This window comes from Clostridium estertheticum subsp. estertheticum, assembly GCF_001877035.1.
GTDB lineage: Bacteria > Bacillota > Clostridia > Clostridiales > Clostridiaceae > Clostridium_AD > Clostridium_AD estertheticum.
The window spans coordinates 3,879,151-3,893,520 of sequence record NZ_CP015756.1 but is presented as its reverse complement, the minus strand read 5'-3'; the positions used below and the strand labels follow the sequence as shown (position 1 = coordinate 3,893,520).

The following is a 14,370-nucleotide window of genomic DNA, read 5'->3' as shown; positions in this document are numbered from 1 at the left end:
TTGTATAAGCAGGTGGCTACTAATTACATATTAGTTGGTTTTATTTTTTTTGATCTTAAGAACTTCCATTTAGTCTCAGTTGTTATAATTGCAAGGAATATAGTTAAACATCCCAGTATCATTTTTGATGTAAATATTTCATGAAGCATTACAACAGATAAAATACAACCAAAAACTGATTCTAAACATAAAATAATAGCAGCATGGGTGGATGTTGTATATTTTTGCGCCACGTTTTGTACAATAAATGCAAGCATAGTACTAAAAACACCCAAATAGATAAGTGCAAATATTGTACCTGAATTTAATGATTGAGGCATTGGTTCAAAAATTAAAGCGGCTATAATTGAGAATAGTGCGCAAGCGCCTAACTGTATTATTACAAGCAAAATAACATCAACCTTTCTTGTAAAAAAACCAACGGAAACAATATGAGCCGCGTAAAATACTGCGCATAATAATGTTAAACCGTCCCCTAGGCCAATATGTATACCGGAATTTAAGGTAAGCATACCTATACCAATAAAACATAAAAAAGCAGATATTAGTGAAAAAGCATCTGGTCTTTTCTTACTAATTATCCAATAAAGAAAGGGGACAATAACTACATTAGTACCAGTTAAAAAAGCATTTTTACCAGCGGTTGTATATTTCATACCAATAGTTTGAGCAGCAAAGCCTAAAAATAGAAGAAGTCCAACTATAGTTCCAATAAATAGATAGTTTTTAGTAATATACTTAATCTTTTTTCTGAAAACTAATAACATGATTAGCACTGAAATACTAAAACGTATTGCCATTATATAAAAAGGGGAAACACTATCTAAAGCCCCTTTTACAGCTATAAAACCACCACCCCAAATAAATGCCACTATTAGCAAAGACATATCAGCGAGGACACTCTTTTTTATACCGGTAATTTTCATAGTTATCTCTCCTTTAAAAAATGGTCAATCATTGAATCTAAAATTTTTAATGTCTTTATAGCCTAAGGTACGAGATCTGTAATAAATAAGTCTTTTTCATTTTTTAAATCTATAAAAATCGAATCTACTGATATAAGAGGACTAGAAATATTATTTATATCTGTTTTTACTATTTTACCAATACGATTGTCGCTAAGTTTCACCATCTCTCCTGTGTAGTAATTTAACATTTGGTTTATAAAAGTAGTTAAATAATTATAATCTAGTGTAGCCATGCATTCATATTGCATTATTTCTAATACTTTAAAGGGGTTTTGTTTTTTACTATAGACTTTGTCTGATGTCATAGCATCGAATGTATCGGTAATTGCGATTATCTTTGCAAAAATATTAATTCTATCCTTTTTTAAATGAAGAGGATATCCGGAACCATCTAAACGCTCGTGATGCATAAGTACAGCGAGACTTACGGATTCGTCTAAATAAGGAATAGTGCGCACAAGCTCATAAGAGTAAACTGAATGCTTTTTTATTTCCTCAAATTCTAATTTTGTAAGTTTTGAGGGTTTATTTAATATTTTTTGGTTAACTTTTACCTTGCCGATATCGTGAAGAAAGGCTGCATATGTCAAAAGCGTTAAATCTTTTTGAGGCAAGTTAAGCCATTTACCTAATATAGAACTTAAAAAAGCAACATTTACAGAGTGCCGAGTTAGGTACTCATCTATATTTCTAGAATTTGTTATACTTTTTAAAATAGAAATGTAATCATTATTATTATCTAAAATTTCTTTAGACATAATTCTTATTTCTGTTAAGTCCAATTTGGAGTTTCCATCGATGTTATTTAAAAACTTGTATATGTTATTTGAAAAATTATTTAATAAAATTTCAGTTTTATTTAAACTCAGTTCGTTTGAATCTTGAACACTTGGGGTTAGGGTCTTTTCTTGATTCACATATATATATATAGTGTTAGATGGGTAAAATTCAATTATCTTTTTAATCATAATAGCATTTAGTGTAGTTTTTTTTGCAACTAAGGTTAGGCCGTTTAACATTAAATTTTCAGCTAAAATCATATTTGGTTTTAGATCATAAATGCTTATTCTTTTAACATTTGTTGTCATAAAGTTATCCCCCTTGTAGTTAATTTATATATTATGAAAATTAAGTAAAGTAAGTATCATTTTATATTATCGTCTAACAATCTACATACTTTAGATATTGCATACGAAAGTAATTTATGCTTAGCTTTTTAGTTATTGACATTAATAATTAACAAATTTATAATTAAACAAAGTAGAGTGAAATACTAAGAATTAGTATAATATCGTAAATGAAGAGGATTGAAGCGTTAATGAAGATATACACTAGATATTAAGAGGAGAGAGATAAAAACATGGAAATATATTTAGATAACAGTGCAACAACTAAACCTTATGAGGAGGTTATTGAGACACTCGGGAGTACTATGAGAAATTATTATGGTAATCCATCTTCAGCACATAGTTTAGGGTTTAAGGCAGAGCAAAAACTTAGGGAGATGCGGACGAGTATTGCTAAAAGCATAAATGCTAGTAGTGAGGAGATAATATTTACATCAGGTGGCAGTGAAAGTAATAACTTCCTTATAAAAGGGTTTGCTAAACCATCTTCGAATAAATTAAATGCTGATATAATAACTACTAAAATTGAACATCCAAGTATACTTAACACTTTTAAAGCCCTTGAAGATTCAGGAATAAAGGTTGCTTATATTGATGTAGATGATAGTGGTAGGATTGATATAGATGCTCTTATAGGAAGTATAACTAAGGATACTCAAGTTGTTAGTGTAATGCATGTTAACAATGAAATAGGAGTAGTGCAGGATATTGAGTTAATAGGAAAACTAATTAAAGGGAAAAGTAGTAGGGTTAAATTTCATGTAGATGCAGTACAAAGCTATGGGAAAATTTTTATTGATGTACAAAAGTCTAATATTGATTTATTATCTACAAGTGCGCATAAAATACACGGACCACGTGGGGTCGGATTTGCATATATAAAAAAAGGACTTATACCTACTAGCCTAATAAATGGTGGAGGTCAAGAAAAAAATTTAAGATCCGGTACAGAAAATCTTGCAGGTATTGCGGGTTTTGATGAGGCGGCACAGATAGTATTTAAAAATCAGCATGAAAATTTTAATAAAGTTTTAGAGGTAAAAAAATATTTTATAGAAAAACTTAAAGAGGTAGATGGTATTTTAATCAATAGTCCACTAGAACCTTACTTTACACCTTATATTTTAAGTGTGACCTTTAAAGGTGTAAAAGGAGAGGTACTTCTTCATGCATTAGAACAAAAGGGCATATATGTGTCTACAGGCTCTGCATGTTCAGCGAAAAGCCATAAAAGCAGTGAAATATTAAAAGCTATTGGTAGGAGTGAAATTGAGCAAGTAGGAACTATAAGATTTAGTTTTTCTGAATACAATAATAAAGATGAAGTAGACTATGTTATAATCGAATTAAATAAGTCACTAAAATTTTTAAGAAAAATGAATAAAAGATAAATCAGCTAAGGATTAGATGAAAATACAATTATAAGAAACGAGGAGTGTCAAAAGATGAGAAAATTAATACTTGTAAAATTTGCGCCGGAGATATTTTTAAAGGGGCTCAATAGAGGTAAATTTGAAAAAAAACTTAAAGATAATATAAAAAATGTAATTAAAGGATTAGAATACGAATTTGTTGAAGACCAAGGAAGATGGTTTATATACTCAGAGCAACTAGATACTATTATAAACAAGGTTAAAAATGTTTTTGGAGTAATGGAAGTATGTGAGGTTACGCAAGTTGAAGCTAACTTAGAAGAAATCGAAAAGCAAGCAGTTTTAGAAATGGTAGGTAGCCCAGCTAAAACATTTAAAGTAGAAACTAATAGAGCAAACAAAAGCTTTAAACCAGGATCTATGGATGTAAGTAGAAAAGTAGGGGGCTGCATATTAAAAAATAATGAAAACGTAAGTGTAGATGTGCATAATCCAGAATGTGTTATAAATATTGAAATAAGAAAAATGGCATATATTTATTCAAAACGAATAAAGGGCGTGTGTGGATTACCTTATGGAATGAATGGTAGCACTATGCTTATGTTATCGGGAGGTATAGACTCGCCTGTAGCAGGTTACATGATGGCAAGGCGTGGAGTAGAAGTGCATGCAGTTTATTATCATAGTCATCCCTATACTAGTGAGAGAGCAAAGGATAAGGTAAAGCAATTAACTAATATTTTAAAAGGATATACTGGAAAATTAACGCTGTATGTAGTTCCTTTTACTGAAATTCAAATGGAAATTATAGATAAATGCAGAGAAGATGAATTAACAATAATAATGAGAAGATTTATGATGAGGCTTGCATGTGCACTTGCAGATAAATATGGTATAAATTCAGTAACTACAGGGGAAAGCATTGGGCAAGTAGCTAGTCAAACTATGGAAGGGCTTGTAGTAAGTGATGATGTGGCTGATAGACCAGTGTTTAGACCGCTAGTAGCTATGGATAAGATTGATATTATAGAGGTATCAAGAAAAATAGATACTTATGAAACTTCAATTCTACCTTATGAGGATTGTTGCACAATTTTTGTTCCAAAACATCCCAAAACAAAACCAAGATTAGTTGAGATAACTAAGTCTGAATCAGTCTTAGATATTGATAAACTTGTTGAAAAGGCTATAGCTGACATGGAAATTTACAAATAAATTTATTCATGTTAATCAATAGATTAAAAGTATTAAATCAAATATTATGTAAATAATAATAGACGGAATACATTTTGAAAGGATGATTAATATGGCTAAGAAAGGTACAGAAAAAAGATCAGGTTCAAAAGATACAAAAGACAAAACTCAGAAAAAGAATCAAAAGGGAAATACAGTTAAATGATTAATGGTATAAAAATTTAAAGATGTTCTAACGAAAAATAAGCTAACAAAATGATTTATCATTTTGTTAGCTTATTTTAGTTTATATTTACATAAACATTGATTTATTTTTAAACATTTTAAGTTTAAAAGTAAAATGTTTATCTAAATAATTATTTACACCTTTTTTCATACAAAAATTATAAGCAGCAATAGAAATATATGACCATATTATGGCAATAACCCATCCTCCAAGAACATCTGTTGGATAATGATCACCAACATAAACTCTGCTAATTCCAACAAGAATTAAATATATAAGTAAAAAACCACTAATTAAATATGCAATTTTTTTATTTTTCATTCGTTTAATTATAAAGTAAATAAAAACAATACCTATAGCTGTAGAAATAGAGGAATGCCCGCTAGGAAAACTATAGCCATGAGCTTCAATTAATTGTATTCCAATGGGCCTAGGTCTTTTTATTATGTTTTTAAGCACTAAGTTGGTAAAACCAGTAACTCCAATATTAAATACACAACAAATGGCTTCAAGTTTATTATTGTAAAGATATAGTACAATAAAAACCAATGCGCTTATAAAAACCTGGAAAGTAGGGTCTGAAGATTTTGAAATAATAATAAAAAATTGATTCAATCCCAAATTCATAGAATTCACTAAATAATAAAGCATTTAATTTAATCATCCTCTCTATGTTATACTGAAAATTTATTTTATTAGAAATATTTAATTAATATATATTACATAAAACATATAAAATTATCAAAATTCATAAGTATCAATTAACATTATATCAAAATCAACAATTAAAAGATACACTTATATTGGTTGTTAATATAATTATAAAACATTATTTATATTGTATAATTGTGAATTTAACAAACAATGTTATTCAATATAATTTTATCGAATAACAATAAAAATGTATTGATTAATGATTAATATAGTAGTATGATTGAAATTGTAAAAAATATAATATATATAAGATATATTATATTAATGTGTTATTAACAATAATACTAAATTATGGAGGTAGGTTGAAAATGGAGAGTAAATATATCAAAGTATCAAAGGAAAAACAAATGCAAGAAATTATAATTATAGATTCGAAAATTAGCCTAAATGAAAAAAAATATACTATAGGTATAACAATTATTTTAGCAATTATTTATGATGTTTTTTTTACTAATAAACAAATAGGTATCTCGATTCCTATTTTTTATATTATGTTTATGTGCTTTTTCTTATGGAGTATTAGGGAGAAGGTTTTCTTTGAAAAAAATATTGGTTTAAATATAATTGTTCCTACATTACTACTTACATTAAATTATGCTATTCATTCAAATAATATTTTAAACTGTTTTAATGCAATTATGATATTGGTACTTATGACTCTAAGTACTATATTAATTAGGTATGATAATATAAAATGGGATTCTAAAGGGATAATATTAAAATCACTAAGCAGAGTAATTAAAGCTATTCCAGAAAATGCTTTAAAACCTTTTATATTTGTTAAACGAAGTATAAATGTGAAAAATGCAGAAAAAAGATCTATGAACAGAAATATTTTAAGAGGACTGATTATTTCCATACCATTATTAATTGTTATTTTAATATTATTAACGTCAGCAGATATGGTATTCAAGAATTATATAATAAATATTTCAAGTGTATTTGAGAATATAAAAGTATGGAAAATTATAAATCATTTGTTAGTTGTTATTATTGTTTTCTTTATTATATTTTCATATATATGGAGTTTTAAATATAATTACGAAGAGGAAGCAGCTATTAAAAAAAATGTTTTATGGGAGCCAGTCACTGTATTAACAATTATATTTATGATAAATATAGTGTACCTTTTATTTTCAATAGTCCAGTTTACATATCTTTACGGTGGGGCTAGTAACTTTCTTCCACTTAAATTCACATATTCACAGTATGCAAGAAAAGGATTCTTTGAGCTTTTTATTGTTACGATAATTAATTTTACAATATTACTCTGCAGTATGAAATATATCAAAATATATAACAAGGTTACAAATATAATATCTAATGTATTATTAACTTTACTTGTGGGCTTTACAGTTAATATGTTATTTTCAGCTCATTTCAAGATGTCTTTATATGAACAAATTTATGGATTCACATATTTAAGGATTTTTGTGCATATATTTATGCTTATGCTGTTTATGCTATTTATAGTAGCACTTATTGGTATTTGGAATAGAAAAATGAAACTAAATAAGGTTTTAATAGTAGTTGTTTTAATTATGTATGTCTTATTAAACTTTGTAAATGTGGATAAAATTATTGCTGGAAAGAATATAGATATATATTATAAAACTCAGAAGATAGATGTTCTTTATTTGGAAAATTTATCCTATGACGCTATTCCAGAAATAGTAAGACTTAAAAATGATCCTAATATTAAGCTAGCCAATGAAGTTAATAATTATTTAAAAAATGTTCAGAAGGATTTATCACAGAAGCGCTCTTGGTATGAATTTAATTATTCTAAATTTAAGGCTAGAAAGAGTATAAATAAATGAATTTTATTATTGCGATTTTATATAGGTTATTATTTTAGGGGAGGAAATATACAATGAAAGAAAAAATAAAAATAAATCTGCTAGGTTTTTATGACCTAGTTTTAGCATTAAGTGCTATTTATATTGGAGGAATGATGATAAGTTCAAGGGGTGGAATGTTTACCAAGTATCCAAAAGAATGGTTACCTAAAGTTCCTTTTGATAATTGGATCGTCCCTGGTATTATAACAATAGTATTATTTGGACTTGGAAATATTATATCAGCTATCTTAAGTTTTAGAAAAGGGAATAGTAAGTTCTGGGTAGTCTCTGTTATTATGGGTGTATTGTTATTTATGAGCATTATTACTCAAGTGATAGTTCTTGGGGAATGGTATATGGCGACGGTTGAATTTTTGATTTTAAGTATAGGTCAACTATGTTTGTGCATAGCTGCATTTACAAGGTAATAAAAAAATTTGGAGGTTACAACATATCCAAGGGCCCAAATAGTAACCTGTGGATATGTTGAATTATATTTACAAACTAGTACTAAGAAAGCTAAGGTTTATGATTAATAGTGAAAGCAGACTACTTATTATTCCTGATGTTGCTGTTTCAGATTCCATAGAGTAAAGTGCTTTGATATATTAAAGTCATATTTATAAATCGGTGTCACATTAAGCTCATTAATTCTCCCTTTACCTTCACTTTAAATTCTTTAGTAATTACGGATTTACCTTTAGATATTTTGGCTATTAGTGTAACATCTACATCATTATCAAGCGCATTTACTTTTCCTTTATTATCAAGAACACTAGGGGTACTTGAAGTCCATGAGATTTTTGTATCATAAACACCGGCTTTAGGTAATGTTATATCTACTTTCGCGCTACTTGGAATGTTATCTTGTAAACGACTAGCTTCATACTTAACTGTTTGATTATCCGTTTCCATCTTACTACCCCAAATAGATTGGTTATTGCTACCAATAGCGCTGAATGTAATTACCTTTGAGTTAGATTTAGATTCATCATTTTGTTTAAAGAATACCCCTTTATAAGTTACTCCACCAATAATCAACTTCATGTAATATGAGCCATTATTACTACTCCAAGTTCCTGTTACATCACCAGTTATAGTATTATTATTTTTTAAATTTACTGATAATGTACTGAGCATTGAAGCCCCACTATTAGAAGTACCATGATTAATAAATTCATAAGTACCAGACATTTCATTCATTGAATACCCATTTTTAGAAATAACATCACCATTATATTCATAAGGTGCTTCTATAGGCCATCCATCTTCATTTTTGAACATTTGATGTACTCTTACTTCATGGTCTTCTGTACCATTATCGAACCTTGTGTGATAAACAAGGTACATCTGGTTATCTGAATCAATGAATGAAGAATTATGACCACAAGATCTGTAGCCAACATCTAAACAACTAAATTTGTAATTGCCCATAAGTTTAATTCCAACTGAGGAATTATCTATTTGACTCTTTAATGCAGCATTATTTCCTGCGGCATCTACAAAAGGACCGTCTGGATTTTTTGATCTAAACATTCTTATATTATAACCACCTGTTGCACTTAAACCTGCATAAGTTACATATAAATAATAATATCCTGTACTATTATCATATACAACAAATGGCCCTTCACCTGAATCTGTATAGCCACCAGCTATTTTTGTTCCAAAATATCTGTCAATAGTGTTTCCGACTAAGGAAGTTCCTTCTTTACCAGGATAAATTGCCTTACCGGTGGTGTCGTCCATATCAAGTTCAAAAATTCCACCAGACCAAGAGCCGTATACCATATGAAGTTTTCCAGTAGTATCATAAAACAAAGCAGGATCTATTGCATTTGGAGAATTACTAGTATTGTAGGATCCATCACTTGTAAACCAATTAGGACTAGTACCTGCTAATTTGCCATTATTTATGAGTTTTTTAATATTTGTATTAGTATATTTTGTATCAATTACACTATTAGTATCATGGGCAGTTTTTTTAGTAAATCCAGAATACATAATGGTATCAACATAAGTATATGGCCCTTCAATCTTTTGGGATACAGCATATCCTATAGCTGAACGCTTATACGTAGAAGATGTGCAATAATACATCATATACGCGCCTTTTGTTCCATTGCTGTTTACATAGTTTTCGTTTTTGAAAACAAATGGAGCCCATACGGAATGTCCTCCTAAACAGTCACCATCGTTTTCACCAGCCCAAGCAAAAGAACCAGCTAAATTTTTTGATAAATCTCCAAATAATACATTACTAGGAGTAGTGTAGCTATTAGTGAATTTAGTCCAATTTTTTAAATCTGTTGATTTTGCTGCCTCGATATGAGAACCGAAAACATAATATTTGTTGCCATCTTTTACAATAGAAGGATCATGGACAGACACCCTGGTTTTAGCTTCTTTTAATGTCCCTATATTATTTGTCTCAGCCGCTAAAACATCGCTTGGTGAAGTTAGCATGGTGGCCATTATGGTCATTGTCATAACGCAGGATATCAATTTTTTAAACCGTTTACATTTCATTTAAAACCCCCTACTTTTATTATATAATTGTATCAAGATTAATAAGTATATATAAATATAAAATGTTTTATATTTATATAAAATAACTATATCACCACTTGTTCACAAAATCAATATGATTTTTAGTTAATTTTTACAATTTTAAATATCTTACTTTATAATTAATTGATACTAAAAAATAGGTGTGACATTTTATTTTGAATTTGTAAAATAATAATGAAAAAAGGATATTTCCCGGGAATTTAAAGTTATAACCATATATTTTTAGCGAAAAAAAACAGTAAGCATTATTAATTAAACTTACTTACTGTTTTCTTTATATGGTTTTTTATGACAAACTCAAAAAATGTTTTATTCTCTCATTGTTAGGATTAGTAAATAAAACTTCCGGAGTGGAGTTTTCTAATATCTCTCCATTTTCCATAAATATAATTTTATCTGATATTTCTCGAGCAAACTGCATTTCATGAGTAACTACTATTAGAGAGATTTTATCAATTGCAAGAGACCGTATTACCTTTAATACTTCGCTTACAAGTTTAGGATCTAATGCTGAGGTTGGCTCATCAAATAGAATTAAATCAGGATTCATAGCAAGGCACCTAGCGATAGCAATTCTCTGTTTTTGACCACCAGAGAGGGTGCAAGGATAAGCATCAATTTTATCCAATAAATCAACTTTTACAAGTAGCTTTTTTGCGATTTCTATAGCAGCTTTTTTGTCTATGTGATTTACTATAATAGGAGCCTCAATTATATTATCAAGCACAGTTTTGTGAGGGAATAAATTAAAGTTTTGAAATACCATACCTATTTTTTTATAAGCATTCATAACTTCGACATTATTAATTTTCTCTTGAGCATTGGCAATAGTAACACCATTGAATTCTATAAGTCCACTATCCATATGTTCAAGGGAGCTTATGCATCTAAGTAGTGTACTTTTTCCAGAACCAGAGGGGCCGATAATTGATATTACCTCGCCTTTTTTTAGAGTTAGGGATACATTCTTTAAAACCTGGTTTTCACCGTAACTTTTATTTATATTAGATATCTTAAGAAAATCCATATTAGCACCATCCTTTATATGTAGCGGGCTTTTTTATTCGTAAACTGAATATTTTTTTTCAAGCTTTTTAAAAGCCATTACAACTACAGAAGTAAATATTAAATATATTATTGCGGCAATAATAAAAGGGGTAATTGTAAAATCGCGAGTTACAATTTCTCTAGCAGCTCTTAGTATATCTTGAAGTCCGATTGCAGCGAGTAAAGCTGTATCTTTTATTAGAGTAATTCCCTCGTTACACATAGGTGGAATTATTCGTTTAAAAGCTTGAGGCAGTATTATTTTTGTCATAGTTTGTCTATAACTCATGCCTAATACTTTTGCAGCCTCATATTGTCCTTTATCTATAGATTGAATGCCGGATCTAAATATTTCAGTAAAATAAGCTCCGTAATTCAAAGAAAAAGTAAGAGCGGCTGCAACAAAAGGAGAAAGTTTTATTCCGATAATGGGTAGTCCAAAATATGTGAAAAAAAGTTGAAGAAGTAATGGGGTTCCCCTAAATAACCAAGTGTAGATGTCCACGGCTTTGTTAAGTACTTTTAAACTTGAAACTTTAATTAATGCACCTAGTATTCCAAGAGGTATAGAAAATATTATTGTTGCAACATATACCTCAATTGTAAGGAGACCCCCTTTTAGAATATAAGATGTAATGTCTATATAATTAGCCAAATATAACACTCCTTTAAAATAATCAATATTATTGTTAGTAACTCAAGCATCCTAAAGAAAGAATGCTTGAGTAGTAATTTACTATTTATAAATAATGTCTTTACCAAACCATTTTTTTGAAATAGTATTGGAAGTTCCATCTTTCTTTATTGCCTCTAGTTGTTTATTTATTTCTGTAGTAAGGGCTGTATCATTTTTCCTGATACCTACTCCATAATCTTCCACGCCTAGATTTTCATTAAGCACTTTATACATGCCAGTTTTTTTGCTAACATAGTATCTTCCAACTACCTCATCTACTACAACAGCATCGATACGCCCAGCGTTTAAATCGAGTAGTGCCTCTGTATTGTTTGAATATTTTTTAATTTCTTTTACTGATTTAGAAAGTGCAACATCCTTAGCAAGAGCGGTTTCACTGCTACTTCCAAGTTGTAATCCTACAGTTTTATCAGTCAAAGCATTTTTTTTGGATATCGTTGATTTGTTATTTACAATAATTATTTGTTTGTTTTGAACATATACTTTAGAAAAAGCAATTTGCTCTTTTCTTTTATCTGTTATGGTTAATCCATTCCATATAAGATCAATATCTTTATTGTTTAAACTCAATATAATGCCGTCCCATTCTACAGGTTTAAAGGTAACTTTAACACCCATTCGTTTGCCGACTTCTTTTGCCATGTCAATATCAAAACCTACTATTTGACCACTTTTATCTCTAAACCCCATTGGTGGGAAATTATCATCAAGACCAACTACTAGTTCTTTTTTAGCTTTTATATCTGTAAGTGAATTATCAGTCGTAGGGGTGTTTCCACAAGCAGTTAAAATAACAGTTGAAAGTATTGCCATCGTTAATAATTTAAATTTAATTTTCATTTTGAACACTCCTTTATGATTCCTATTAATATCATTTTACTTTATCACGTTAACATTGTAAAGCGAAAATTGAAAATAGTTGTGTAAATATTTACTTGACACTGAAATAACAAAGTGTTATTCTGAAATTGAAAATTGAATAGATCCTTCAGGGTAGGGTTAATTTCCCCACCGGCGGTATAGCCCGCGAGCCGAAAGGTAGATCTGGTAAAATTCCAGAGCCGACAGTAAAGTCTGGATGAGAGAAGGAGAACGATGATAGATATAAAAGATTTTTATTTATAAACTATATAATGTAGTTATAAAACACTTTTGTATTTTAATTCTAATATATTTAGTAAGCAGCATTTTATGATGTTTGACTAGATATATAATTAGCTTATTAGGCCCTGAAAACATTGTTTTCAGGGCTTTTATTATTTTATTTGAGTATATAGATTAAAAACAAAAAACTATAAAAAAATGTACTAATATTTAGAAGGAAATTGACAATATAATGTATATGACTTGGAATATATTACCTGGAGTGTCCTTGACATTAAGTATAAACTCTAATATACTTCGTGTAGTTGATAGTGATAATCATTTTCTTGCGATTGTACATATTTTGTTTTAAGATTTACATATATAGATAGGAAGGTGATAATTTGGATAATTATTATATGAAAAAAGCACTTGAATTATCTAAAAAAGCAGTTGGGTTTGTGAATCCTAATCCACTGGTTGGTGCTGTTATTGTAAAGGACAACAAAATAATTGGCGAAGGATACCATGAACATTTTGGCGGACCACATGCGGAAGTCAACGCTTTTAAAAATGCCACGGAGGATGTAGAAGGTGCAACAATGTATGTAACACTAGAACCTTGTGCACACTATGGTAAAACACCACCTTGCGCAGAGGCTATTGTTAAAAATAAAATAGTTAAAGTTATAGTTGGGATGATAGATCCTAATCCACTAGTTGCAGGTAAAGGAGTAGAAATCCTTAGAAAAGCGGGTATAGAGGTTACTACAGGAATAATTGAGAATGAAATAAGAAAAACAAATGAAATATTTATAAAATATATAACAACGAAAAAACCATTTTGCATTATGAAAACTGCAATGACATTAGATGGTAAGATAGCAACAACAACTGGGGATTCAAAGTGGATAAGTAATGAAAAATCTAGAGCATATGTGCATGAATTAAGGAATAGGGTATATGGAATTATGGTGGGAATTGGGACTGTTTTAAATGACAATCCAGAGCTTACCACAAGAAGAGAAGGTAAAATAAGCACAAACCCAGTAAGAATAATTATAGATAGCACTGCAAAAATACCATTAGATTCCAAGGTATTAAAATGTGACGAAAAAACAAAAACTATTATTGTTACAACGAAATCCGCAAGTGATACTAAAATCTGTGCTATTAAACAAAAAGGCGCCGAAGTTATTGTAACTCCTAGTGAAAATAAATGGGTAAATTTAAACTATTTGATGAAAGTACTTGGTGAGATGGGAATAGATAGTATTCTACTTGAGGGTGGAAGTACATTAAATTATTCTGCATTAGATGAGGGTATTGTTGATAAAGTTATTACTTTTATTTCCCCTAAAATATTTGGGGGAACTTCAGGCAAAACTACAGTAGGTGGAAAAGGAATAAGTCTTGTAAAAGATTCTATTATGTTGCAAGATACGCAGGTATCTAGATTTGACGAAGACATTATGATAGAAGCTTACGTCAAAAAGTAAATAATTAATTAATGGTTACAAGGGAGGTGA

12 protein-coding genes and 1 riboswitch are annotated in these 14,370 nt (G+C 29.4%); of the genes, 5 read left to right on the top strand and 7 right to left on the bottom strand.

Annotation, left to right across the window (positions count from 1 at the left end):
• Positions 1-23: 23 nt before the first annotated feature.
• Complete coding sequence (locus tag A7L45_RS18235) at positions 24-926, bottom strand: DMT family transporter (RefSeq protein ID WP_071614105.1); 903 nt, start codon at positions 924-926, stop codon at positions 24-26.
• Between the two features lie 62 nt (positions 927-988).
• Entirely contained in the window at positions 989-2,056 is a 1,068-nt protein-coding gene (locus A7L45_RS18230; RefSeq protein WP_071614104.1) for an HD-GYP domain-containing protein, read from the bottom strand.
• A 272-nt stretch (positions 2,057-2,328) separates the two neighbouring features.
• Between A7L45_RS18230 and A7L45_RS18225 the strand changes: the two genes are divergently transcribed.
• On the top strand, positions 2,329-3,486 hold the full coding sequence (locus tag A7L45_RS18225; RefSeq protein ID WP_071614103.1) for a cysteine desulfurase family protein: 1,158 nt from the start codon (positions 2,329-2,331) through the stop codon (positions 3,484-3,486).
• A gap of 54 nt (positions 3,487-3,540) precedes the next feature.
• On the top strand, positions 3,541-4,683 hold the full coding sequence (gene thiI / locus A7L45_RS18220) for a tRNA uracil 4-sulfurtransferase ThiI (protein ID WP_071614102.1): 1,143 nt from the start codon (positions 3,541-3,543) through the stop codon (positions 4,681-4,683).
• Positions 4,684-4,954: 271 nt separating this feature from the next.
• Here the strand turns inward: thiI and A7L45_RS18215 are convergent, their stop codons facing one another.
• Positions 4,955-5,539: a phosphatase PAP2 family protein gene (locus A7L45_RS18215; RefSeq protein WP_071614101.1), complete on the bottom strand. Its 585-nt coding sequence runs from the start codon at positions 5,537-5,539 to the stop codon at positions 4,955-4,957.
• 371 nt (positions 5,540-5,910) lie between these two features.
• Here A7L45_RS18215 and A7L45_RS18210 point away from each other — a divergent pair, with 371 nt between their 5' ends.
• Positions 5,911-7,422, top strand: a complete 1,512-nt coding sequence (locus tag A7L45_RS18210; RefSeq protein WP_084647509.1) for a DUF4153 domain-containing protein — start codon at positions 5,911-5,913, stop codon at positions 7,420-7,422.
• A 53-nt stretch (positions 7,423-7,475) separates the two neighbouring features.
• Positions 7,476-7,871 (top strand): hypothetical protein, encoded by a 396-nt coding sequence (locus A7L45_RS18205; RefSeq protein ID WP_071614100.1) that lies wholly within the window; start codon positions 7,476-7,478, stop codon positions 7,869-7,871.
• 205 nt (positions 7,872-8,076) lie between these two features.
• Here the strand turns inward: A7L45_RS18205 and A7L45_RS18200 are convergent, their stop codons facing one another.
• The 4 genes from A7L45_RS18200 to A7L45_RS18185 all read right to left on the bottom strand — a co-directional run bounded on the left by A7L45_RS18200 (position 8,077) and on the right by A7L45_RS18185 (position 12,607).
• Complete coding sequence (locus tag A7L45_RS18200) at positions 8,077-9,972, bottom strand: glycoside hydrolase family 43 protein (RefSeq protein WP_071614099.1); 1,896 nt, start codon at positions 9,970-9,972, stop codon at positions 8,077-8,079.
• A 328-nt stretch (positions 9,973-10,300) separates the two neighbouring features.
• On the bottom strand, positions 10,301-11,041 hold the full coding sequence (locus tag A7L45_RS18195) for an amino acid ABC transporter ATP-binding protein (protein ID WP_071614098.1): 741 nt from the start codon (positions 11,039-11,041) through the stop codon (positions 10,301-10,303).
• Positions 11,042-11,074: 33 nt separating this feature from the next.
• On the bottom strand, positions 11,075-11,716 hold the full coding sequence (locus A7L45_RS18190) for an amino acid ABC transporter permease (RefSeq protein WP_071614097.1): 642 nt from the start codon (positions 11,714-11,716) through the stop codon (positions 11,075-11,077).
• An 81-nt stretch (positions 11,717-11,797) separates the two neighbouring features.
• Positions 11,798-12,607, bottom strand: coding sequence for an amino acid ABC transporter substrate-binding protein (locus A7L45_RS18185; protein WP_187350222.1), 810 nt, complete (start codon positions 12,605-12,607; stop codon positions 11,798-11,800).
• Positions 12,608-12,738: 131 nt separating this feature from the next.
• A riboswitch (FMN riboswitch) is annotated at positions 12,739-12,852 on the top strand.
• Between the two features lie 393 nt (positions 12,853-13,245).
• Between A7L45_RS18185 and ribD the strand changes: the two genes are divergently transcribed.
• A complete protein-coding gene (gene ribD, locus A7L45_RS18180) occupies positions 13,246-14,340 on the top strand; it encodes a bifunctional diaminohydroxyphosphoribosylaminopyrimidine deaminase/5-amino-6-(5-phosphoribosylamino)uracil reductase RibD (protein ID WP_071614095.1) in 1,095 nt (364 codons plus the stop codon).
• Positions 14,341-14,370 lie beyond the last annotated feature (30 nt).

What these genes read in the sequence shown, in the direction of transcription:
- A7L45_RS18200 (WP_071614099.1), bottom strand. Translation starts at nt 9,972, where the DNA reads ATGAAATGTAAACGGTTTAAAAAATTGATATCCTGCGTTATGACAATG.
- A7L45_RS18205 (WP_071614100.1), top strand. Translation starts at nt 7,476, where the DNA reads ATGAAAGAAAAAATAAAAATAAATCTGCTAGGTTTTTATGACCTAGTT.
- A7L45_RS18215 (WP_071614101.1), bottom strand. Translation starts at nt 5,539, where the DNA reads ATGCTTTATTATTTAGTGAATTCTATGAATTTGGGATTGAATCAATTT.
- A7L45_RS18230 (WP_071614104.1), bottom strand. Translation starts at nt 2,056, where the DNA reads ATGACAACAAATGTTAAAAGAATAAGCATTTATGATCTAAAACCAAAT.
- A7L45_RS18210 (WP_084647509.1), top strand. Translation starts at nt 5,911, where the DNA reads ATGGAGAGTAAATATATCAAAGTATCAAAGGAAAAACAAATGCAAGAA.
- A7L45_RS18225 (WP_071614103.1), top strand. Translation starts at nt 2,329, where the DNA reads ATGGAAATATATTTAGATAACAGTGCAACAACTAAACCTTATGAGGAG.
- A7L45_RS18235 (WP_071614105.1), bottom strand. Translation starts at nt 926, where the DNA reads ATGAAAATTACCGGTATAAAAAAGAGTGTCCTCGCTGATATGTCTTTG.
- thiI (WP_071614102.1), top strand. Translation starts at nt 3,541, where the DNA reads ATGAGAAAATTAATACTTGTAAAATTTGCGCCGGAGATATTTTTAAAG.
- A7L45_RS18195 (WP_071614098.1), bottom strand. Translation starts at nt 11,041, where the DNA reads ATGGATTTTCTTAAGATATCTAATATAAATAAAAGTTACGGTGAAAAC.